The following is a 22,042-nucleotide window of genomic DNA, read 5'->3' as shown; positions in this document are numbered from 1 at the left end:
TCCTTCAAACTCTTCAGACATGGCAAGCGGCGAAGTGTAGCGCACTTGCCCCCTGGAAACGCAGAGGGGGATATGGCCTTTTGGCATGGAATAAGCAAATAAATCGGCTGAACACCCTTAGCCGCTGCCGACAGGCTGCGCTGGCCCTTGAGTACACCCTGGATTACAGCGTTGCAATGCTGGCCAGCGCAGCCTGGCGGCAGCGGCTACAGGGTGAATGCTTCCGCTCGCCTGAAATCCTGACTTTGGAGTCAGAAAAGTGTTGACCGCAAAGTCAGAACTGCTAAATTCAAAGCATCGTCGGTCAACAACAATAAATGCGTCAGTGAGGCCTTTCCGTGATCCAGTTTCTACTCAACAGGGAATTGCGCAGTGAGCACGCCCTGGACCCCAACCTGACCGTGCTCGAGTACCTGCGCGAGCACCTTAAAAAACCCGGCACCAAGGAAGGCTGCGCCAGCGGCGACTGCGGCGCCTGCACCGTGGTGGTGGCCGAGCTTGAGGGCGAGCGCCTGCGCTATCGCAGCCTCAATTCGTGCCTCACGTTCGTGTCGTCGCTGCACGGCAAACAGCTGATCAGCGTCGAAGACCTCAAGCACAAAGGCCAATTGCACAGCGTGCAGCAGGCCATGGTCGATTGCCATGGTTCGCAGTGCGGCTTCTGCACGCCGGGCTTTGTGATGTCGCTGTTCGCCCTGCAGAAAAATACCGACCAGCCCGACAGCCACAAGGCCCACGAGGCCCTGGCCGGCAACCTGTGCCGCTGCACCGGCTACCGCCCTATCCTGGCCGCCGCCGAGCAGGCCTGCTGCCAACAGCCGCCTGATCAGTTCGACGCCGCCGAGGCCGAGACTATCGCGCGCCTTAAAGCCATCGCCCCCACTGAAACCGGTGAACTGAACAGCGGCGACAAACGCTGCCTGGTACCCCTGACCGTCGCCGACCTGGCCGACCTCTATGGCTCGCACCCCGAAGCCCGGCTGCTGGCCGGCGGCACCGACCTGGCGCTGGAAGTCACCCAGTTTCATCGCACCCTGCCGGTGATGATCTACGTCGGCAACGTCGCCGAGATGAAGCGCATCGAGCACTTCGACGACCGCCTGGAAATCGGCGCCGCCACGCCGCTCACCGATTGCTACGAGGCGCTGAGAGCCGAATACCCCGACTTCGGCGAACTGCTGCACCGTTTCGCCTCCCTGCAGATCCGCAATCAGGGCACCCTGGGCGGCAACATCGGCAACGCCTCGCCCATCGGCGACAGCCCACCCCTGCTGATCGCCCTGGGCGCGCAAGTGGTGCTGCGCAAGGGCAACGACACCCGCACCCTGGCGCTGGACGACTATTTCATCGACTACCGCATCACCGCCCGCCAGGAAAGCGAGTTCATCGAGAAGATCATCGTGCCGCGCGCCCAGGCCGGGCGCAGCTTCCGCGCCTACAAAGTGTCCAAGCGCCTGGACGATGACATTTCCGCCGTGTGCGCCGCGTTCAACCTGCGCCTGGAAGACGGCGTAGTCAGCGATGTGCGCGCCGCCTTCGGTGGCATGGCTGCCACGCCTAAACGGGCCCGCGCCTGCGAAGCCGCGCTGCTGGGCAAGGTGTTCAACCACGCCACCCTGGAAGCCGCCTGCGCCGCCCTGGCCGAGGACTTCACGCCGCTGTCGGACTTCCGCGCCAGCAAGGAATACCGCCTGCTGACCGCCCAGAACCTGCTGCGCAAGTACTTCATCGAGCAGCACTCCCCTTACATCGAGACTCGGGTGACCGCTTATGTCTAATCATCATGGCGCACCACTCACCCAAGCCGAACTGGCCGAACGCTTTGCCCAGGGCCTGACCACCGGCGTGGGCCGCAGCGTCAAGCACGACAGCGCCGACAAGCACGTGTCGGGCGAGGCCCAGTACATCGATGACCGGCTGGAATTTCCCAACCAGTTGCACGTCTACGCACGTCTGTCGGACCGTGCCCACGCCCGCGTGGTCAAGATCGACACCGGCCCCTGCTACGCCTTCCCCGGCGTGCGCATCGCCATCACCTACGAAGACATTCCGGGCCTGAAAGACATCGGCCCGTTGCTGCCTGGCGACCCGTTGCTGGCCATCGACCTGGTGGAATTCGTCGGCCAGCCCGTGGTGGCCGTGGCCGCCAGCGACCTGGACACCGCGCGCAAGGCGGCCATGGCCGCGATCATCGAATACGAAGACCTGGAACCGGTGCTCGACATCGTCGAGGCGTTCCGCAAACAGCACTACGTGCTCGACAGCCACACCCATAAACGTGGCGACTCGGCCACCGCCCTGGCCAGCGCCCCGCACCGCCTGCAAGGCACCCTGCACATCGGCGGCCAGGAGCACTTTTACCTGGAAACCCAGATCTCCTCGGTGATGCCCACCGAGGACGGCGGCATGATCGTCTACTGCTCCACCCAGAACCCCACCGAAGTGCAGAAGCTGGTGGCCGAGGTGCTGGACGTGTCGATGAACAAGGTGGTGGTGGACATGCGCCGCATGGGCGGCGGTTTCGGCGGCAAGGAAACCCAGGCCGCCAGCCCCGCGTGCCTGTGCGCGGTGATCGCCCACCTCACCGGCCAGCCCACCAAGATGCGCCTGCCGCGGGTCGAGGACATGTCCATGACCGGCAAGCGCCACCCTTTCTACGTCGAGTACGACGTGGGCTTCGACGACAGCGGCCGCCTGCACGGCATCAACATGGACCTGGCCGGCAACTGCGGCTACTCCCCGGACCTGTCGGCGTCCATCGTCGACCGCGCCATGTTCCACGCCGACAACTCGTATTACCTGGGCGATGCCACCATCAACGGCCATCGCTGCAAGACCAACACCGCTTCCAATACTGCCTATCGCGGCTTTGGCGGCCCCCAGGGCATGGTCGCCATCGAAGAGGTGATGGACCATATCGCCCGCCACCTGGGGCTGGACCCGCTGGCGGTGCGCAAGGCCAACTACTACGGCAAGACCGAGCGCAACGTCACCCACTACTACCAGACGGTGGAACACAACCTGCTGGAAGAGATGACCGCCGAGCTTGAAGCCAGCAGCGAATACCAGGAGCGCCGCGAGTCGATCCGCCGCTTCAACGCCCACAGCCCGGTGCTGAAGAAGGGCCTGGCGCTGACGCCGGTGAAATTCGGCATCTCGTTCACCGCCAGCTTCCTGAATCAGGCAGGCGCCTTGATCCACATCTACACCGACGGCAGCATCCACCTCAACCACGGCGGCACCGAGATGGGCCAGGGCCTCAACACCAAGGTCGCCCAGGTGGTGGCCGAGGTGTTCCAGGTGGACATCAGCCGCATCCAGATCACCGCCACCAACACCGACAAGGTGCCCAACACCTCGCCCACGGCGGCCTCCAGCGGCGCCGACCTGAACGGCAAGGCCGCGCAGAACGCCGCCGAAATCATCAAGCAGCGCCTGGTGGAATTTGCCGCGCGCAAATACGGCGTCAGCGACGAGGACGTGGAATTTCGCAACGGCCATGTGCGCGTGCGCGAGTTGGTGATGCCCTTCGCCGACCTGATCGTGCAGGCGTGGATGGGCCAGGTGTCGCTGTCCAGCACCGGCTACTACAAGACGCCGAAGATCTTCTACGACCGCAGCCAGGCCCGTGGCCGACCGTTCTACTACTTCGCCTTCGGTGCCGCTTGCGCCGAAGTGGTGGTGGACACCCTGACCGGTGAATACAAGATGCTGCGCACCGACATCCTCCACGACGTGGGCGCCTCGCTGAACCCCGCCATCGACATCGGCCAGGTGGAAGGCGGCTACATTCAAGGCATGGGCTGGCTGACCACCGAAGAGCTGGTGTGGAACGCCAAGGGCAAGCTGATGACCAACGGCCCGGCCAGCTACAAGATCCCGGCGGTGGCTGACATGCCGGCCGACCTTCGGGTGAAGCTGGTGGAGAACCGCAAGAACCCCGAGGACACGGTGTTCCACTCCAAGGCCGTGGGCGAGCCGCCGTTCATGCTGGGCATTGCGGCGTGGTGTGCGATCAAGGATGCGGTGGCCAGTTTGGCGGATTACAAAGTGCAGCCCAACATCGATGCGCCGGCCACGCCGGAGCGGGTGTTGTGGGGGTGTGAGCAGATGCGCAAGGCGGTGGCGGCCAGCGCCCCGATCACCGAGGAGGCTGTGTCATGACCCGCATCATCTGTAGCAGCTGCCGCCAGGCTGCGTCCCAGACACCACCGGCGTACCTGACATACCGCGGCGCCTTTGACGCGGCCTTACGGCCGCTGCTACAGGGGATATGTACATGAACAACTGGATCAGCGCCCTGGCCACCCTGCAGGAACAAGGCGAACCCTGCGTACTCGTGACCATCATCGAAGAAAAAGGCTCCACCCCCCGCAACGCCGGCTCGAAAATGGTGGTCAGCGCCACCCAGCTCTACGACACCATCGGCGGCGGGCACCTGGAATACAAGGCCATGCACATTGCCCGCGAGATGCTCGCCAGCGGCAGCCAGGCCACCCACCTGGAGCGCTTCAGCCTGGGGGCCAGCCTGGGCCAGTGCTGCGGCGGCGCCACCGTGCTGCTGTTCGAGCCCATGGGCCAGGTGCAGGCGCGCATCGTCGTGTTCGGCGCCGGGCACGTGGGCCGTGCGCTGGTGCCGCTGCTGGCGGCCCTGCCCTGCCGCGTCACCTGGATCGACTCGCGCGAGCAGGAATTCCCCGCGAATATCCCCGCAGGCGTGCGCAAAATAGTCAACGAAGAACCGGTGGACGAAGTCGACGACCTGCCCGCCGGCAGCTATTGCATCGTCATGACCCACAACCACCAGCTTGACCTGGAACTGACCGCCGCCATCCTCAAGCGCAACGACTTCGCCTGGTTCGGCCTGATCGGTTCGAAAACCAAGCGGGTCAAATTCGAACATCGCCTGCGCGACCGCGGCTTCGATCCACAGGTGGTGCAACGCATGAGGTGCCCTATGGGCCTGGCCGACGTCAAAGGCAAACTGCCGATTGAAATCGCCGTGTCGGTTGCCGCCGAAATCATCGCCACCTACAACGCCAACTTCGGCCAGGGCACTGCCAGCGCCGAACCCATTGCCCAACTGCTGCCGCACTCGCGACGCAGCCAAGCCTGAGAAAGAGACCCATGAGCCTTACCCGCAAAGCCTACCGCGCCGCCATCCTGCACAGCATCGGCGACCCCGCCGAAGTCGGTGTCGACGCTTCCTACGAGTACTTCGCCGACGGCCTGCTGGTGGTGGAGAACGGCCTGATCAGCGCCGTCGGTCACGCCGAAGCGCTGCTGCCGACCCTGCCGGCGGACATTGCCATCGAGCACTACCCCGACGCGCTGATCACCCCCGGCTTCATCGACACCCACATCCACCTGCCGCAGACCGGCATGATCGCCTCCTATGGCGAGCAACTGCTGGACTGGCTCAACACCTACACCTTCCCGTTCGAAAGCCAGTTCGCCGACAAGGCCCACGCCGACGAAGTGGCGGACATTTTCATCAAGGAACTGCTGCGCAACGGCACCACCACCGCGCTGGTGTTTGGCAGCGTGCACCCAGAGTCGGTGAACGCCTTCTTCGAAGCGGCCGAAAAGCTCGACCTGCGCATGATCGCCGGCAAGGTGATGATGGACCGCAACGCCCCCGACTACCTGGTGGACACCGCCGAGAGCAGCTACACCGACAGCAAGGCGCTGATCGAGCGCTGGCACGGCAAGGGCCGCCTGCACTATGCCGTCACCCCGCGTTTCGCGCCCACCAGCACCCCTGAGCAACTGACCGTGGCCGGCCAACTGCTCAAGGAATACCCCAACGTCTATATGCAGACCCACATCAGCGAAAACATCAAGGAGATCGAGTGGGTCAAGGCGCTGTTCCCCGAGCGCAAGGGCTACTTGGACGTGTACGACCACTACCAGCTGCTGGGCGAGCGCTCGGTGTTCGCCCATGGTGTGCACCTGTGCGACGACGAGTGCGCGCGCCTGGCCGAGACGGGTTCGGCGATTGCTTTCTGCCCTACCTCCAACCTGTTCCTGGGCAGCGGCCTGTTCAACCTGCCCCAGGCTGAAAAGCACAAGCTCAATGTCGGTTTGGGCACGGACGTGGGCGGCGGCACCAGCTTCTCGCTGCTGCACACGCTGAACGAAGCCTACAAGGTGATGCAGATGCAGGGCGCGCGGCTAAGCCCGTTCAAGTCCCTGTACCTGGCCACGCTGGGTGGCGCGCGAGCGCTGCGCCTGGAAGACAAGGTAGGCAATCTGCAGCCGGGCAGCGATGCCGACTTCGTGGTGCTGGACTACAACGCCACGCCGTTGCTGGCGTATCGGATCAAGCAGTCCAAGGGCATTGAAGAGACGTTGTTTGTGCTGACGACGCTGGGGGATGACCGGACGGTGCTGCAGACCTATGCGGCGGGCAACAAGGTTCATCAGCGCGGCTGACGGCCCTTTCGCGGGCGCGGCCCGCTCCTACAGGACTACACCGTACCGTAGGAGCGGGCCGTGCCCGCGAATCACGCACCGCTGGAATTAACCCTTGCCACCCTTCTTGCCCTGCAACAGGTGCGAAAACACCGCATGCAGGTCATCCGAGGCGCTTTCCTCGTCCAGGTTCAGCTTGCTGTCGATGTGGTCCATGTGATGCATCATCAGGTCCACCGCCAGGGCCGCGTCGCGGGCTTCGATGGCGTCGATCAGCTGGGTGTGTTCGTCATACGAGCAGTGCGAACGGTTGCCGCTTTCATACTGGGCGATGATCAGGGAGGTCTGCGACACCAGGCTGCGCTGGAAGCTGATCAACGGCGCGTTCTTCGCCGCTTCGGCCAGTTTCAGGTGGAACTCGCCGGACAAGCGAATACCAGCGCCACGGTCGCCGCGCGAGAAGCTGTCGCGCTCATCCAGCACCATCTGCCGCAATTCAGCCAGTTGCTCGGCGGTGGCATGCTCCACGGCCAGTTCGGTGATGGCGCGCTCCACCATGCGCCGGGCGAAGAACACCTGGCGGGCTTCCTCGACGCTGGGGCTGGCCACCACCGCACCGCGGTTGGGGCGCAACAACACCACGCCTTCATGGGCCAGGCGCGACAGCGCGCGGCGGATGATGGTGCGGCTGACGCCGAAGATCTCGCCCAGTGCTTCCTCGCTCAATTTGGTCCCAGGCGCCAGGCGCTGTTCGAGAATGGCCTCGAAAATATGGGCGTAGACGATGTCGTCCTGGGTGCCGAGACGCCCGGCCTTGGCCGCGCGCGTGGGTTTCTTGAGGGGTTGCAGCTGTTCGTTCATGGGCACTCGAAGGTGAAGGTTTTGCGGCAGTAAGGCCCATTGTACACAGGGCTATGGGCTTGTGTCAGGTCAAGCATAGCGGCACTTGGCAACCACTGGCGAACACCATATGCCGCGATGGCGGAATAATCTGCGCACAAAGCTGAAAACATTATTTGCATTCTTTGTATACAACCTCATAATCCCCTTCGAGCGACAAACCTGACCCAGAGGTCAAATAACAATCGGTCGCCTGCACCACCACTCTTACCTGCCTCACGGGGTCACGCCGTTTCGCGCGTGGCTTCGGAAAACAACAAAAGCCTTGAGGAGTAACTCGCTGTGGAAAGCAATAAATCCGAAGCCGCGCCCCTGAACCTCGCCCCGCCCCTGCGTCGCGGCCTGCTGGAGCGCCTGTTCAAACTCAGCCTGCACGGCACCACTGTGCGCACCGAACTGATCGCAGGCCTGACCACCTTCATCACCATGGCCTACATCATCTTCGTTAACCCCAACATCATGGCCGACGCCGGCATCGACCATGGCGCCGCCTTCGTCGCCACCTGCATCGCGGCGGCGCTGGGCTGCCTGCTGATGGGCCTGTACGCCAACTGGCCGGTGGGCCTGGCGCCGGGCATGGGCTTGAATGCGTTTTTCACCTACACCGTGGTCGGCACCATGGGGTATTCGTGGCAGACGGCTTTGGGCGCGGTGTTCATCTCCGGCCTGCTGTTCATGGTGCTGACCCTGTCGCGGGTGCGCGAGTGGCTGCTCAACAGCATCCCGGTCAGCCTGCGCTTCGCCATGGGCGCAGGGGTTGGGCTGTTCCTGGGCGTGATTGGCCTGAAAACCTCGGGCATCATCGTCGCCAGCCCCGCCACCCTGATCAAGCTGGGCAACCTGCGTGACCCGGCGCCGCTGCTGGCGGCGGTGTGCTTCCTGCTGATTGCGGTGCTCAGCTACCATCGGGTGTTCGGCGCCATCCTCATCAGCATCATCGCCGTCACCCTGGCGGGTTGGGGGCTGGGCATCGTGCAGTACGGCGGCGTGTTCTCCATGCCGCCCAGCCTGGCACCCACCTGGCTGGCCATGGACGTGGCGGGCGTGTTCAACGTCAGCATGATCAGCGTGGTGCTGGCCTTTCTGTTCGTGCACATGTTCGACACCGCCGGCACGCTGATGGGCGTGGCCCAGCGGGCCAACCTGGTGAACGCCGACGGCCGCATCGAAAACCTTTCGCGGGCCTTGAAAGCTGACAGTGCTTCCAGCGTGTTCGGCGCCATGGTCGGCGTGCCGCCGGTGACCAGCTATGTAGAGAGCGCCGCAGGCGTGGCCGCCGGTGGTCGTACCGGCCTGACCGCAGTTACCGTGGGCCTGTTGTTCGTCGCGGCGATGTTTTTCGCGCCGCTGGCTGGCATGATTCCCGCTTATGCTACGGCTGGCGCGCTGATCTACGTGGCGATGCTGATGATGGGCGGCATGGCGCATATCAACTGGGACGAGGCGACGGAGAGCATTCCGGCGATCGTGACGATGATCATGATGCCGCTGACGTTTTCGGTGGCGGACGGTATTGCGCTGGGCTTTATCAGCTATGTGGCGCTGAAGGCGGGGACTGGCAAGCATCGCGATATCTCGGCGAGCTTGTGGGTGCTGTGTGTGATCTTTATCGCCAAGTTTGTGTTTTTGTAGGTTAAATCGGCGGTGGCCGCTTCCCGAGCTTCGCTCGGTCCCACACCTTTCGCGGCAGTGGTGTCAGACAGGCAAAGCACTTAGCCCTTGGAGGCACCACAGGTAGACCTGCAGTGCCACCAAAAGCTAAGAGCTTTGCTTCATTGACACCACTGCCGCGAAAGGTGTGGGACCGAGCGAAGCTCGGGAAGCAGGCGCCGCATAACAGCAAGGAGAACAATAATGACGCTGCAAACCTGGCTGCTGTTCAGCGCCGCCGCATGGGTGGTGATCGTGATCCCCGGCCCGCTGTCGCTGCTGATGATCGGCAACAGCCTCAACTTCGGCCTGCGCCGTTCCTATCCGGCGTTCCTGGGTGGGGTCAGTGCCTCGATCTGCCTGCTCAGCGCTTCGGCGCTGGGCCTAGGCGCGTTGTTGATGGCCTCGGAAAAAGTCTTCAGCGCCCTGAAAATCGTCGGTGCGCTGTACCTGTTCTACCTCGCCTGGCAAAGCTGGCAGCAATCGCGCCGCGCGCCCAGCGCCGCCGAAGTGCCCGCCGACCTGCCCGCCCCGCGTTTCCGCGCGCTGTTCTGGCGCGCCTTTGCGCTGGGCGCCAGCAACCCGAAGGACATTCTGTTCTTTGCCGCTTTCCTGCCGCAGTTCCTCGACGCCGGGCAATCGCTGGCGGCGCAACTGGGCATCATGATTGCCACCTGGGCGGTGCTGGATCTGCTGTGCAAGCTGGGCTACGGCCTGGGCGCCCACGGCGCGGCGCGCTACCTGCGCACGGGGCGCGGGCAGAGCTGGTTCAATCGGGTGAGTGCGGCGTTGTTTGGTGGCGCGGGGGCTGCGGCGCTGATCAGCCGCAGCTGACTACGCCATCGCGGCCAAGGCCGGCTCCTACCACGGACGGTGTAGGAGCCGACTTTAGTCGCGATGCGGGCAACGCGATAGGTCAGATCAGCGCTGGGCCTGCTGCTGGCCCAACAGGTTGCCGATAAACGCCGCAAACTGCTCCGGCGTCATTTTCTGGCCATTGAAGTCCACCACGCCATCGGCGTAATGCAGGCGGCTGGTGACGTTGTCGCCCTCGACCTTGCCCAGCTGGGTCATCACTGCCATGCCACTCACCGAATCACTGACGTTCTTGGCCTGAAGGGCCACGGCGTCCTTGTCGGTCTGCCCCTGCAACTGCGCCTGGGCCGTGGCCAGGTCAACAATCATCGGTTTGGACAGGGTGATGCTGGCGTCCAGCAGGCCGATCATCTTCTTGCCCACGTCCGGGTTCTGGCTGTCGAGCGTGCCTGGGTTGGCCAGGTCCAGCGACAGGTGCGCCTGGCTTTCGCCGTTGGCGGTCTTGATCGCCAGACGCTCCATCTCGATGTGCGGCTTGCCGGCCAGCAGCGCCATCAGGTCAGTGTTGAGCTGCTGCTGATCGGCATCGCTGAGCTGCAGTTTCAACGGCACGCCAGCGGCGGCGGCCGCTTGCTGCTGCGGAGCGATCTTGGCCAGGTACAACGTGTAGAGCGCCTTGCTGGCCGCGATATCGAAGTTGCCCAGCTTCCAGTTCATCTGCGCCGAACCGAAGGCCTGGCCACCCACCGACAGCGCGCCCACGCCGTAGTTGATCTCGGCAGCCAGCTTGTCATCGACTTCCTGCATCAGGCCGCTGATGGCCAGGTCCTTGACGACAATCGCCGGCGCGTTGGCACCCTGCAGGTTGACGCTGGCCGTCTTGAGTTGTGAGTGGCCCAGGTAGAAGCCCGATTTGCCCTTCTCGCCACCGCCTTCCAGGGTCACGCCATTGACGTCGGCATGCACCGGGCCCTTCTCGCTGGCCACGTCCATGGACAGCTGGTCGAAGTTGCCCTTCAGGTCATATTTCTGCGCATCGGCCGTGGTGTTGATGGTCATGCTCAGGCCGGAGAACTTCAGGGTCTTGCCCGGCGCCTTGGATTCCACCGGCACCAGCGTCAGCTGGGTCGAGCTGCTGCGGTCGTAGTGAATCACGGTCTGGCTGGTCAACGGCGCCTGGCCGTTGTTCAGGGCGAACCATTTGGCGGTGTCAGTATTGTTCTCCAGCGCTGCGTTGCTGGCGGCCATCACTGGCGTCAGGCGCAGCGAGGCCACGCGCGACAGCGGGAAGGGGCCGTGCTCGATGTGGTCGACGAACGCGTAGTGCGCCAGCTGGCCATCGGGCAGCTGCACGTTCAGGCGGTAATGGGCGGTGCTGCTGAAGAATTGGCGGTCCAGGGACACCAGTTCGGCACTGAACTGCGGCTTGCCGTCAGGCGTGACGCCCGATTGCGCCAACTGCGTATTGGCCTGCGCCACGGCGTTCTGCAACACCCCTTCCAGTTGCGTGCCGGTGTACCACGCGCCGCCGGTGGCGAGCGCGCCCACGACAATGATCACACCTGCTGCTATGCCTGCTGCTTTTTTCATAGATCGACTCGACGAGTTCCATTCGGTGATGAGGAATACTCGGCGAATACTACCCTGAACAGCACCATCGTGGGGCCAAGCCAACCCGTAGCCGCTGCCGCCAGGCTGCGCTGGCCCTGTGCCTCGCTGGAGATTTGCGGGGTATATGAGGGCCAGCGCAGCCTGCGGCAGCGGCTACAGGTGCAAACGCAAAACAAAAAAAGCCCGCAGTGTGGGCGGGCAAGAGGTACCAACGAAGCGCTGTTCCGGCAGCCGTCAGCTGCCGCGATAGGTGGAATAGCTGTACGGCGAAAGCAGCAACGGCACGTGGTAATGGTCCTGCTCGGCACTGATGCCGAAGCGCAACACCACCTCGTCCAGGAACGCCTGGCCTGGCCCTTGCACGCCTTTGGCGCGGAAATACTCGCCAGCGGCAAACTGCAGCTGATACACGCCGGTGCGATAGTCATCACCCTGTAACAGCGGTGCGTCACAACGACCGTCGCTGTTGGTCAAGGCGCTGGCCACAAGCTCCAGCTGCTGACCTTCAACGCGATACAGCTCGACCTTGATGCCGCTGCCTGGGCAGCCGTGGGCGGCGTCCAGCACGTGTGTAGTCAAACGTCCCATGGTCTTTCGTGCCTCATTTTGATCCGGTTTATCACAGGCTTGCGCACCATTGCGGGGCACTCAAACCGTCCGACAGGCAAACATTAAGACACTTTCAATTGAAATTGTACACAATAATTCTGGCTTTTTTTCGGCCCCTGCTACCCTTCCCATTAATCGGGCATTTCGGCCGCAAATGCACGCACCGCTGCGGCTTGGCAGTCATTACCTGACCGGTTGGGCAAGTATTTTGCAAGGGATGAAATCAACACATCAATACGATGATTGGCAAAAAACAGGCTTACAAATCGGCGATAAAGTTGTATACAATCAATCCATCGCCGGGTCGCCAACCTCATCGGGGCCACCCGCCACCCTAATGACGCGAAGAAGGATGCAAGCAGTGAGCGCTGATTACCCACGCGACCTCATCGGTTACGGCCCCAACCCGCCCCACCCGCATTGGCCGGGCAACGCCCGCATCGCCCTGTCTTTCGTGCTCAATTACGAGGAAGGCGGCGAGCGCAATATCCTGCACGGTGACAAGGAGTCCGAAGCCTTCCTGTCCGAGATGGTCGCCGCCCAGCCCCTGCAGGGCGAGCGCAACATGAGCATGGAATCGCTGTACGAATACGGCAGCCGCGCGGGTGTGTGGCGGGTGCTGAAAGTATTCAAGGAAGCGGGCATCCCGCTCACCATTTTCGCCGTGGCCATGGCCGCCCAGCGCCACCCCGATGTGATCCGCGCCATGGTGGCCCAGGGGCACGAGATCTGCAGCCACGGCTACCGCTGGATCGACTACCAGTACATGGATGAGGCCCAGGAACGCGAGCACATGCTCGAAGCCATCCGCATCCTCACCGAAATCAGCGGCGAGCGCCCACTGGGCTGGTACACCGGCCGCACCGGCCCCAACACCCGCCGACTGGTGATGGAGGAAGGCGGCTTCCTGTACGACTCCGACACCTACGACGACGACCTGCCCTACTGGGAACGCAATAACCCCACCGACAAGCCGCACCTGGTGATCCCCTACACCCTGGACACCAACGACATGCGCTTTACCCAGGTGCAGGGTTTCAACAAGGGCGACGACTTTTTCGAGTACCTGAAGGACGCCTTCGACGTGCTGTACGCCGAGGGCGCCGAGGCGCCGAAAATGCTCTCCATCGGCCTGCACTGCCGGCTGATCGGCCGCCCTGCGCGGCTGGCCTCGCTGCTGCGTTTCATCGAGTACGTGAAAGGTCACGAGCAGGTGTGGTTCGCCCGCCGTGTCGACATCGCCCGCCACTGGCATGAAACCCACCCCTACACCGCCGAGGCCGCGCAATGACTGCCTTCCAGACACTGAAGCCGTCGACCCTGGGCCGCGAGGCCTTCGTCGCCGCTTTCGCCGACATCTACGAACACTCGCCATGGGTGGCTGAAAAGGCCTACGACCTGGGCCAGGGCCCCGAGCTGGACCAGATCGAAACCCTGCACCAGCGCATGAGCGACATCCTGTTAAGCGCCGATCACGCCAGCCAGCTGGCACTGATCAACGCGCACCCGGACCTGGCCGGCAAAGCTGCCGTCCAGGGCCAACTGACCGAAGCCAGCACAAACGAACAGGCCGGCGCCGGTATCCACCAATGCACCACCGAAGAGTTCCAGCGCTTCACGGAGTTGAACGACGCCTACAAGGCCAAGTTCAAGTTCCCCTTCATCATGGCAGTGAAAGGCAGCAACCGGCATCAGATCCTCGCCGCGTTCGAAGTGCGCATCCACAACTCGGCCGAGGCCGAATTCAAGGAAGCCCTGGCGCAGATCAACCAGATTGCCCTGTTCCGCTTACTGACCCTATAGCGCGCCTGGCCCGAGCGCACCCAGGACCAACCGAGTGCACCCAGGGCCCCGCGAGCCTCCCCAGCCACCTATTCAAGGCAGACAAGAAAAAATGAAAGCATACGCCGCACCCTTCGAGAAGTTCGTCAACCTGGCCGACGCGCGCCTGGGTACCCAGGCTGTCTCGGTCACCGACGACTGGTTCGCCGACGTCAACCGCCTGTTCCAGCCCACCCCTGCGGTGTGGAAGGAAGGCGTGTTCGACGACAACGGCAAATGGATGGACGGCTGGGAATCGCGCCGCAAACGCTTCGAAGGCTATGACAGCGCGGTGATCCGCCTGGGCGTGCCGGGTTCGATCAAGGGCGTGGACATCGACACCTCGTTCTTCACCGGCAACTACCCGCCGTCGGCCTCGCTGGAAGGCTGCTTCGTGGCCGAGGGCGACCCGACCGACGCCACCCAGTGGACCGAAGTGCTGCCGGCCGTGGAGCTGCAAGGCAACAGCCACCACTACCACGAAATCAACGACGCCCAGGCCTACACCCACCTGCGCTTCAACATCTACCCGGACGGCGGCGTGGCGCGCCTGCGCGTGTACGGCGTGCCGTTCCGCGACTGGTCGGCCACCGGCGACAACGAGCAAGTCGACCTGGCCAGCGCCCTGAACGGCGGCCGTGCACTGGCCTGCTCCGACGAGCACTTCGGGCGCATGAGCAACATCCTCAACCCGGGACGTGGCATCAACATGGGCGACGGCTGGGAAACCGCGCGCCGCCGCACGCCGGGCAATGACTGGGTGATCGTGGCCCTGGGGCATGCCGGCACTGTCGAGCAGGTGATCGTCGACACCCTGCACTTCAAGGGCAACTACCCCGACAGCTGCTCGATCCAGGGCGCCTTCGTCAAGGGCGGCACCGACAGCCAGATCGAAACGCAAAGCCTGTTCTGGCGCGAACTGCTGCCCAGCCAGAAACTGCAGATGCACCAGGAGCACAGCTTCCAGGAGCAGATCAAGGACCTGGGCCCTATTACCCATATCCGCCTGAACGTGTTCCCGGACGGTGGCGTGAGCCGCTTGCGCGTCCTCGGCAAGGTCGCCAAGTAAGCGGGGCGGATTTCGCGGGCACGGCCCGCTCCTACAGGGGAATGCAATTCTGTAGGAGCGGGCCGTGCCCGCGAAGAGGCCCGACATGGCAACACATTAATCACTGAACAGACAGAAGACCCACAATGCGCACACTAGTGATCGAGCCCCTGACAAAAGAAGCCTTCGCCCCCTTCGGTGACGTGATCGAAACCGACGGCAGCGACCACTTCATGATCAACAACGGCTCGACCCAGCGCTTTCATCGTCTGGCCACGGTCGAGACCGCCACGCCGGACGACAAGGCGATCATCAGCATCTTCCGCGCGGACGTGCTGGACATGCCGTTGACCGTGCGCATGCTGGAGCGCCATCCGCTGGGCAGCCAGGCCTTCGTGCCGCTGCTGGGCAACCCCTTTCTGATCGTGGTCGCGCCACTTGGCGATGCACCTGTATCAGGCTTGGTCCGCGCCTTCATCACCAATGGCAGGCAGGGCATCAATTACCATCGCGGCGTATGGCACCACCCGGTGCTGACGATCGAAAAGCGGGATGACTTCCTGGTGGTTGATCGCAGTGGTTCCGGCAACAACTGCGACGAGCATTTCTTCAATGAGGATGAATTACTGATCCTCGCCCCCCACCAATAAGAGAAGGCCGGCCATTGCACCGCAGTGGCACGGCAAGAGGTTAGAACTGTGCAAGCACATCTGATGGAGTGGCTGAATCTGGGCGTGCGCTGGATTCACATGATCGTGGGGATCGCCTGGATCGGCGCATCCTTCTATTTCGTCTGGCTGGAGAACAACCTCAATCGCGCCAACCCCCGCGATGGCCTGAGCGGTGACCTGTGGGCCATCCACGGCGGCGGCATCTACCACCTGGAAAAATACAAGCTGGCCCCACCGACCATGCCGGACAACCTGCACTGGTTCAAATGGGAAGCCTACTGGACCTGGATGTCGGGCATCGTGCTGCTGTGCGTGGTGTTCTATGCCAACCCTACCCTGTACCTGCTGGCACCCGGCAGCACCCTGAGCGGGCCGGAAGGCATTGCCATCGGCGTCGGTGCGCTGATCGCCAGCTGGTTTATCTATGACGTGCTGTGCGACTCGCCGCTGGGCAAGCGCCCGGGCCTGCTGGGCCTGGTGCTGTTCGTGCTGATCATCGCCGCCTGCTACGGCTTCAGCCAAGTGTTCAGCGGCCGCGGTGCGTACCTGCACACCGGCGCCATCATCGGCACCATCATGGTCGGCAACGTGTTCCGCATCATCATGCCCGCCCAGCGCGCGCTGGTGGCGGCCATCGCCGAGAACCGCACCCCCGACCCGACCCTGCCGGCCAAGGGCCTGCTGCGTTCGCGCCATAACAACTATTTCACCCTGCCCGTGCTGTTCATCATGATCAGCAACCACTTCCCCAGCACCTACGGCAGCCACTACAACTGGCTGATCCTGGCCGGCATCGCCGTGGTGGCGGTGGTGGTGCGTCACTACTTCAACACCCGCCACAACAGCCACAAGTTCGCCTGGGCCTTGCCTGCCGGCGCACTGGGCATGATCTGCCTGGCGTTCGTCACAGGCCCGATGCAGATGAACAACAATGCCGACGTGGCCCAGGCGCCGAAGATCGAATACCAACCGCTGCCCGGCACGGCAATCGGCGGCAAGCGCGCCGATGAAATGCCCGCGCAACCGGCGGTAGCCGAACAGCCGGCGCAAGCCAGCCGTGCGACCAACGATGCCGACTTCGAGAAGGTGCATGGCGTGATCCAGGAGCGCTGCGCGGTGTGCCATTCGGCCAAGCCGACCAGCCCACTGTTCTCCACGGCGCCGGCCGGGATCATGCTCGACACCCCGCAGCAGATCCAGCAACTGGCGCCGCGCATTCAGGCGCAGGCGGTGGCCAGCCAGATCATGCCGCTGGGCAACATCACCCAGATGACTCAGGAAGAGCGCAACCTGATTGGCCAGTGGATCGCCAACGGCGCGCAGACCAACTGACGCCAGCAATCCTGAGGAGGCAACAGCATGGATGCTGACTGTGTGGGAGCGGGCTCTGCCCGCGAATCAGGCGCCGCGGTATACCCGCAACTGCGCGGTGAATTGTTCGCGGGCAGAGCCCGCTCCCACAACAGCCTCTCCCTACAGGGCTTTGTAAATTCAGTCTCCTGACCACAGCTCCACAATAAAAACAAAATCCGAGGTGTTGCATGTCCGAGTCAACCCACGCGCGCATCCCCGCCGCGCCACCGCGACAGCCCCTGCCGTTGATGCAATTGATCCTGGTGGGTTTGCAACATGTCCTGCTGATGTACGGGGGCGCCATCGCGGTGCCGCTGATCATTGGCCAGGCCGCCGGCCTTTCCCGTGAAGAAATCGCCTTCCTGATCAACGCCGACCTGCTGGTGGCCGGCGTGGCCACCGTGGTGCAGTCGCTGGGCATCGGCGCCCTGGGCATCCGCATGCCGGTGATGATGGGCGCCAGCTTCGCCGCCGTCGGCAGCATGGTGGCCATGGCCGGCATGCAGGGCGTGGGCCTGCCGGGCATCTTCGGGGCGACCATCGCCGCCGGGTTCTTCGGCATGCTCATCGCGCCGTTCATGTCCAAGATCGTGCGGTTCTTTCCGCCGCTGGTCACCGGCACGGTCATCACCTCCATCGGCCTGTCGCTGTTCCCGGTGGCGGTCAACTGGGCCGGGGGCGGCGCCAAGGCGGTGCAGTTCGGCTCGCCCATCTACCTGACGGTGGCGGGCCTGGTGCTGGCCACCATCCTGCTGATCCACCGCTTCATGAACGGCTTCTGGGTGAACATCTCGGTGCTCATCGGCATGGTGCTGGGCTACATCCTGACGGGCTTCATCGGCATGGTCGACCTGTCCGGGCTGGCCACCGCGCCCTGGCTGCAAGTGGTGGAGCCGCTGCATTTCGGCATGCCCACCTTCAGCCTGGCGCCGGTGCTGTCCATGTGCCTGGTGGTGGTGATCATCTTCGTCGAGTCCACCGGCATGTTCCTGGCCTTGGGCAAGATCACCGACCGCGAGGTCACCCCCGGCATGCTGCGCCGCGGCCTGCTGTGCGACGCGGCCGCCTCGTTCGTGGCCGGCTTCTTCAACACCTTCACTCACTCCTCGTTCGCCCAGAACATCGGCCTGGTGCAGATGACCGGCGTACGCTGCCGCTCGGTGACCATGGTGGCGGGCGGGTTCCTGATCGCCCTCAGCCTGCTGCCCAAGGCGGCGTTCCTGGTGGCGTCCATCCCCCCTGCCGTGCTGGGCGGCGCCGCCATCGCCATGTTCGGCATGGTCGCCGCCACCGGCATCAAGATCCTCCAGGAGGCCGACATCGGCGACCGCCGCAACCAGTTGCTGGTGGCCGTCAGCACCGGCATGGGCCTGATCCCGGTGGTGCGTCCGGAGTTCTTTTCCCAGCTGCCGGCATGGATGGGGCCCATCACCCACAGCGGCATCGCCATGGCAACGTTGAGCGCGGTATTGCTCAACCTGCTGTTCAACATACTCGGCGGCGCCGAGCGCGAAGCCCTGTCCAAAGCGGCGCATCAGCACTGAGCGTGGGGGGCGCCGGCCTAAAAGCTGACCGAGTGCCCCACTTTTGCTGCGCCTGCTCTGTAACGGAGCACTTGAGCGATGCCGCGCGAGTCAGTAATCTGCGCGGCCGCGTAAAACCGGGGGGATTTTTTCCCCGATAAAGCTGACCTCTTGTACAAGACCGGGCGCCTGCCCTGCCGCGTCGCCGTTTGCAGCCAATCGAACAACTTTCGACTGTTTTTCACAGCAGCCGACGGGATTTCTTTGGCCGCGCGTTGACCTTGGCAAGGCTCTTGCTATCTCAGTTGCGCCGCAGAGGAAGTTGACCGGTTGGACGACTTTTGTTGCATCCAAAAAGGCGCCACAACAGAGCGCCACCTTAGAAAAACAGACTGAAATCAAACCTGGGAGCTAACCAATGAAACGTACTCTTTCGAGCCTGATGGTGGCCGGTGGCATGCTGGCGGGGGGCCAGGCCATGGCTGACGACGGCGGCTGGCTGCAATGGCAGAGCAACAGCCTGACCTACCTGTATGGTCAGAACTTCAAGGTCAACCCTGAAAACCAGCAGACCCTCACGTTCGAACACGCTGACAGCTGGAAATACGGTGACAACTTCCTGTTCGTCGACAACATCTTCTACAACGGCAAGAAAGACTCGGGCGTAGGCAACAACACCCTGTACGGCGAGTTCAGCCCACGCCTGTCGGCCAGCAAGATCTTCGGCCAGAAAATCGGTTACGGCCCGGTCAAGGACGTGCTGCTGGCCATGACCTACGAGTTCGGCGAAGGTGACGTGGAGTCCTACCTGATCGGCCCGGGCTTCGATCTGGACATCCCCGGCTTCGACTACTTCCAGCTGAACTTCTACGACCGTATCGTCGACGGTGACCGCGCCGGCAACAACGTGTGGCAGATCACCCCGGTATGGTCCTACACCATTCCCGTGGGCAAGTCCGATATCCTCATCGACGGCTACATGGACTGGGTGATCGGCAGCGACTCGAACAAGAACGGCGACTACCACAAGAACCTGCACTTCAACCCGCAGGTCAAGTATGACCTGGGCAAGGCGCTGGACTGGAAGCCGCAGACCGTCTACGTAGGTTTCGAATACGACTACTGGAAAGACAAGTACGGCATCCAGAGCACCCATAGCTTCGAGACCAACCAGAACACCGCCAGCTTCCTGCTGAAAGTGTTCTTCTAAGCGATACCCGGCGCCGGGGCGGTCAGCCGAACGACCGCCCCAGGCGCACCAGGCCTTCATCGATCTGTTCCAGCGACGGCGCTGCGAACGAGAAGCGCAGGCTGCTGGCATCGGGGTTGTCGGCAAAGAACGCAGCGCCCGGCACGAACATCACCCGCTGCTCGATGGCCCGCTGCAACAACTGCGTGGCATCCACCCCAGCGCGACAGCGCCCCCAGATGAACATCCCGCCCTGTGGCGGCGACACTTCCAACACGTGCTTCAGGCCTTCCAGGCCGGCCAGCATGCGCGCGCATTTTTCCCCGTAACCCTGGGCCAGGCCCGGCAGCGCCCGTTCCAACGCGCCATCGGCCAGGTACAGCGCGGCAATCTGCTGGGCCCATGGCGCGGTGCACAAATCCACGGTCTGCTTGGCGATCACACAGCGCTGGCGGATGGCCGCCGGGGCGATCAGCCAGCCGATGCGCAGGCCCGGCGCCACCACCTTGGACAGGCTGGACAGGTGGATCACCCGGCCCGCCGCGCCGTCGACCTGGGCGGACAGCGCCAGCAGCGACGGCACGGCTTCACCGGCAAAACGCAGGGCCCCGTAGGGGTCGTCCTCAATGATCAGGAAGTCATGCTCGGCAGCCAGTTTCAGCAATGCCGTACGCCGCTGCAGCGGCAGGCACGCGCCCGTCGGGTTGGCGAAGGTCGGCACGCAGTACAGCAGGCGAATACTGCCCCTTGGCTGCTTCGACAACTGCTCGGCCAGGCGCTCGGTGTCCAGGCCCTGGGCGTCGGTGGCGGCGCTGTGCACCTCAAGGCCGGCCAGACGGAACGCTTGCAGCGCCGCCGGATAGGTGGGGCGCTCCACCAGCACACGCTCGCCGGGGCTGAGCAGCACCTTGATCAGCAGGTCCAGGCCCTGTTGCGAGCCGGTGGTCACCATCAAATCGTCCACGGCCACGGGTGCACCGCGCCGGGCCATCAGCGCGGCCAATTGCTCGCGCAAGGCCGGCAGGCCGTCGGTGGCGGCGTATTGCAGGCAATCCACGGGGCTGTCGCGCAACGCGCGGTCCGCGGCGGCCGCAAGGTTGGGCTGGTCGAAAAACGACGTGGCCGGGTAGCCGCCGGCGAACGAGATCATGCCGGGCAGCGACAGGTACTTGAACAGCTCGCGGATGGCCGAACCGGTGGGCGCCTGGAAGGCGGGGGCGAAGCGGTAGGTAAGATCGGTCACGGGCAGCGGGCTCGTTCAGGGCAGATGCCCCAGTATCGAACCCGGCCCGGCGGGCCGCAAACGAGGAATTGGCGGGATGTTATTCCATCGTTTCATGAGACAGACCGCGTCGCCTGCATCGCGAGCAAGCTTTGCTCCCACAGTGCCATGCCATCCACCGTGGTTGGCTTGATACTGTGGGAGCAAAGCTTGCTCGCGAGAGGCCCGCAAGCCCACCCCAAAGCCAGCCAATCAACCGCGCAGGGCTTTCCAGATTTTGCCAGCGACGCTGACCACACCCAACACCACAGCACCCGCCACCACACCCAGCACGCCATTGATCAACGCCATGGTCACGCTGCCGCCCACGCTTTCCACCCAATGGTGCAACGGCGCAATCCCATGCACCAGAATCCCGCCGCCCACCAAAAACATCGCCGCCGTACCCACCACCGACAGCGTCTTCATCATGTACGGCGCCGCCCGCAGAATGCCGCCACCGACCGCGCGCGTGACGCCGCCCGAGCGCTGGGTCATCCACAGCCCCAGGTCATCGAGCTTGACGATGGCCGCCACCAGGCCATACACCCCCACGGTCATGACAAAGGCGATGCCGCTCATCACGATCACCTGCTGGCTCAGCGGCGCGTCGGCGACGATGCCCAGGGTGATGGCGATGATTTCCGCCGACAGAATGAAGTCAGTGCGCACCGCGCCCTTGATCTTGTCCTGCTCATACGCCACCAGGTCAACCGTCGGGTCAGCCGCCGCCGCGCTCAGCGCCGCGTGTTCGGCCTGGTCCTCAGCCTTGCCGTGCAGCAACGGGTGCGCGACCTTTTCGAAGCCTTCAAAACACAGATAGGCACCGCCCACCATCAGCAGCGGCGTCACTGCCCACGGCGCAAAGGCGCTGATGGCCAGCGCCGCCGGCACCAGGATGACCTTGTTGCGCAGCGAGCCCTTGGCCACCGCCCACACCACCGGCAGCTCGCGCTCGGCACGCACGCCGGTGACCTGCTGGGCATTGAGCGCCAGGTCGTCGCCCAGCACGCCGGTGGTCTGTTTGGCGGCGACCTTGGTCATCACCGAAACGTCGTCGAGTACCGCGGCGATATCGTCCAGCAATACCAGCAGACTGCTTCCTGCCATAAGAATCATTCCCATGTTTCATGTTCGATAAGCGCGAGCATACCTTGTCGCCGTTGCCCTGCCCAC

Annotated in this window: 18 protein-coding genes; 13 read left to right on the top strand and 5 right to left on the bottom strand. The window is 63.6% G+C overall.

The genetic code is table 11. The features are described from left to right. The first annotated feature begins 338 nt into the window (after positions 1–338). The 4 genes from xdhA to guaD all read left to right on the top strand — a co-directional run bounded on the left by xdhA (position 339) and on the right by guaD (position 6,435). On the top strand, positions 339–1,778 hold the full coding sequence (gene xdhA, locus ACZ9GA_RS05025; protein WP_457356789.1) for a xanthine dehydrogenase small subunit: 1,440 nt from the start codon (positions 339–341) through the stop codon (positions 1,776–1,778). Continuing rightward, complete coding sequence (xdhB, locus tag ACZ9GA_RS05020; RefSeq protein WP_457356790.1) at positions 1,771–4,164, top strand: xanthine dehydrogenase molybdopterin binding subunit; 2,394 nt, start codon at positions 1,771–1,773, stop codon at positions 4,162–4,164. The genes xdhA and xdhB overlap by 8 nt, the downstream gene beginning before the upstream one ends. Before the next feature lie 115 nt (positions 4,165–4,279). After that, a complete protein-coding gene (gene xdhC, locus ACZ9GA_RS05015) occupies positions 4,280–5,116 on the top strand; it encodes a xanthine dehydrogenase accessory protein XdhC (RefSeq protein ID WP_457356791.1) in 837 nt (278 codons plus the stop codon). 11 nt (positions 5,117–5,127) lie between these two features. After that, a complete protein-coding gene (guaD, locus tag ACZ9GA_RS05010) occupies positions 5,128–6,435 on the top strand; it encodes a guanine deaminase (RefSeq protein ID WP_457356792.1) in 1,308 nt (435 codons plus the stop codon). Between the two features lie 87 nt (positions 6,436–6,522). Here the strand turns inward: guaD and ACZ9GA_RS05005 are convergent, their stop codons facing one another. Continuing rightward, a complete protein-coding gene (locus ACZ9GA_RS05005; RefSeq protein WP_027981576.1) occupies positions 6,523–7,275 on the bottom strand; it encodes a GntR family transcriptional regulator in 753 nt (250 codons plus the stop codon). A 321-nt stretch (positions 7,276–7,596) separates the two neighbouring features. Between ACZ9GA_RS05005 and ACZ9GA_RS05000 the strand changes: the two genes are divergently transcribed. Next, positions 7,597–8,946, top strand: a complete 1,350-nt coding sequence (locus tag ACZ9GA_RS05000; RefSeq protein WP_457356793.1) for an NCS2 family permease — start codon at positions 7,597–7,599, stop codon at positions 8,944–8,946. Positions 8,947–9,168: 222 nt separating this feature from the next. Continuing rightward, entirely contained in the window at positions 9,169–9,798 is a 630-nt protein-coding gene (locus ACZ9GA_RS04995; protein ID WP_457356794.1) for a LysE family translocator, read from the top strand. An 87-nt stretch (positions 9,799–9,885) separates the two neighbouring features. On the opposite strand, the gene ACZ9GA_RS04990 is transcribed toward ACZ9GA_RS04995, so the two are convergent. Next, positions 9,886–11,370, bottom strand: a complete 1,485-nt coding sequence (locus tag ACZ9GA_RS04990) for a YdgA family protein (protein ID WP_457356795.1) — start codon at positions 11,368–11,370, stop codon at positions 9,886–9,888. A 255-nt stretch (positions 11,371–11,625) separates the two neighbouring features. Continuing rightward, entirely contained in the window at positions 11,626–11,979 is a 354-nt protein-coding gene (uraH, locus tag ACZ9GA_RS04985; protein WP_457356796.1) for a hydroxyisourate hydrolase, read from the bottom strand. A 382-nt stretch (positions 11,980–12,361) separates the two neighbouring features. Here uraH and puuE point away from each other — a divergent pair, with 382 nt between their 5' ends. The 7 genes from puuE (at position 12,362) to ACZ9GA_RS04950 (ending at position 19,626) form a co-directional block, all read left to right on the top strand. Continuing rightward, positions 12,362–13,291, top strand: a complete 930-nt coding sequence (gene puuE / locus ACZ9GA_RS04980; RefSeq protein ID WP_457356797.1) for an allantoinase PuuE — start codon at positions 12,362–12,364, stop codon at positions 13,289–13,291. Continuing rightward, positions 13,288–13,803 carry a 2-oxo-4-hydroxy-4-carboxy-5-ureidoimidazoline decarboxylase gene (gene uraD, locus ACZ9GA_RS04975; protein WP_457356798.1) on the top strand — a complete coding sequence of 172 codons (516 nt, stop codon included), beginning with the start codon at positions 13,288–13,290 and terminating at the stop codon, positions 13,801–13,803. The genes puuE and uraD overlap by 4 nt, the downstream gene beginning before the upstream one ends. A 91-nt stretch (positions 13,804–13,894) precedes the next feature. Next, positions 13,895–14,890: an allantoicase gene (gene alc / locus ACZ9GA_RS04970; protein ID WP_457356799.1), complete on the top strand. Its 996-nt coding sequence runs from the start codon at positions 13,895–13,897 to the stop codon at positions 14,888–14,890. A 125-nt stretch (positions 14,891–15,015) separates the two neighbouring features. Then, complete coding sequence (locus tag ACZ9GA_RS04965; protein WP_455923592.1) at positions 15,016–15,519, top strand: ureidoglycolate lyase; 504 nt, start codon at positions 15,016–15,018, stop codon at positions 15,517–15,519. A gap of 48 nt (positions 15,520–15,567) precedes the next feature. Beyond that, the gene (locus ACZ9GA_RS04960) at positions 15,568–16,872 is read left to right on the top strand and encodes a urate hydroxylase PuuD (protein ID WP_457356800.1); all 1,305 of its coding nucleotides are present in this window, start codon (positions 15,568–15,570) and stop codon (positions 16,870–16,872) included. Positions 16,873–17,081: 209 nt separating this feature from the next. Beyond that, on the top strand, positions 17,082–18,437 hold the full coding sequence (locus ACZ9GA_RS04955) for a nucleobase:cation symporter-2 family protein (protein WP_457356801.1): 1,356 nt from the start codon (positions 17,082–17,084) through the stop codon (positions 18,435–18,437). Between the two features lie 397 nt (positions 18,438–18,834). Then, a complete protein-coding gene (locus tag ACZ9GA_RS04950; protein ID WP_027981586.1) occupies positions 18,835–19,626 on the top strand; it encodes an outer membrane protein OmpK in 792 nt (263 codons plus the stop codon). A 22-nt stretch (positions 19,627–19,648) separates the two neighbouring features. On the opposite strand, the gene ACZ9GA_RS04945 is transcribed toward ACZ9GA_RS04950, so the two are convergent. Together ACZ9GA_RS04945 and ACZ9GA_RS04940 are read right to left on the bottom strand one after the other, a co-directional pair. Continuing rightward, positions 19,649–20,848: an aminotransferase-like domain-containing protein gene (locus ACZ9GA_RS04945; protein WP_457356802.1), complete on the bottom strand. Its 1,200-nt coding sequence runs from the start codon at positions 20,846–20,848 to the stop codon at positions 19,649–19,651. A gap of 231 nt (positions 20,849–21,079) precedes the next feature. Beyond that, the gene (locus tag ACZ9GA_RS04940; RefSeq protein ID WP_457356803.1) at positions 21,080–21,976 is read right to left on the bottom strand and encodes a DUF808 domain-containing protein; all 897 of its coding nucleotides are present in this window, start codon (positions 21,974–21,976) and stop codon (positions 21,080–21,082) included. Positions 21,977–22,042: the final 66 nt, after the last annotated feature.

This window comes from Pseudomonas sp. TE3644 (assembly GCF_056278815.1).
The sequence above is the reverse complement of the archived record's forward strand: the minus strand, read 5'-3'. Positions and strand labels throughout refer to the sequence as shown.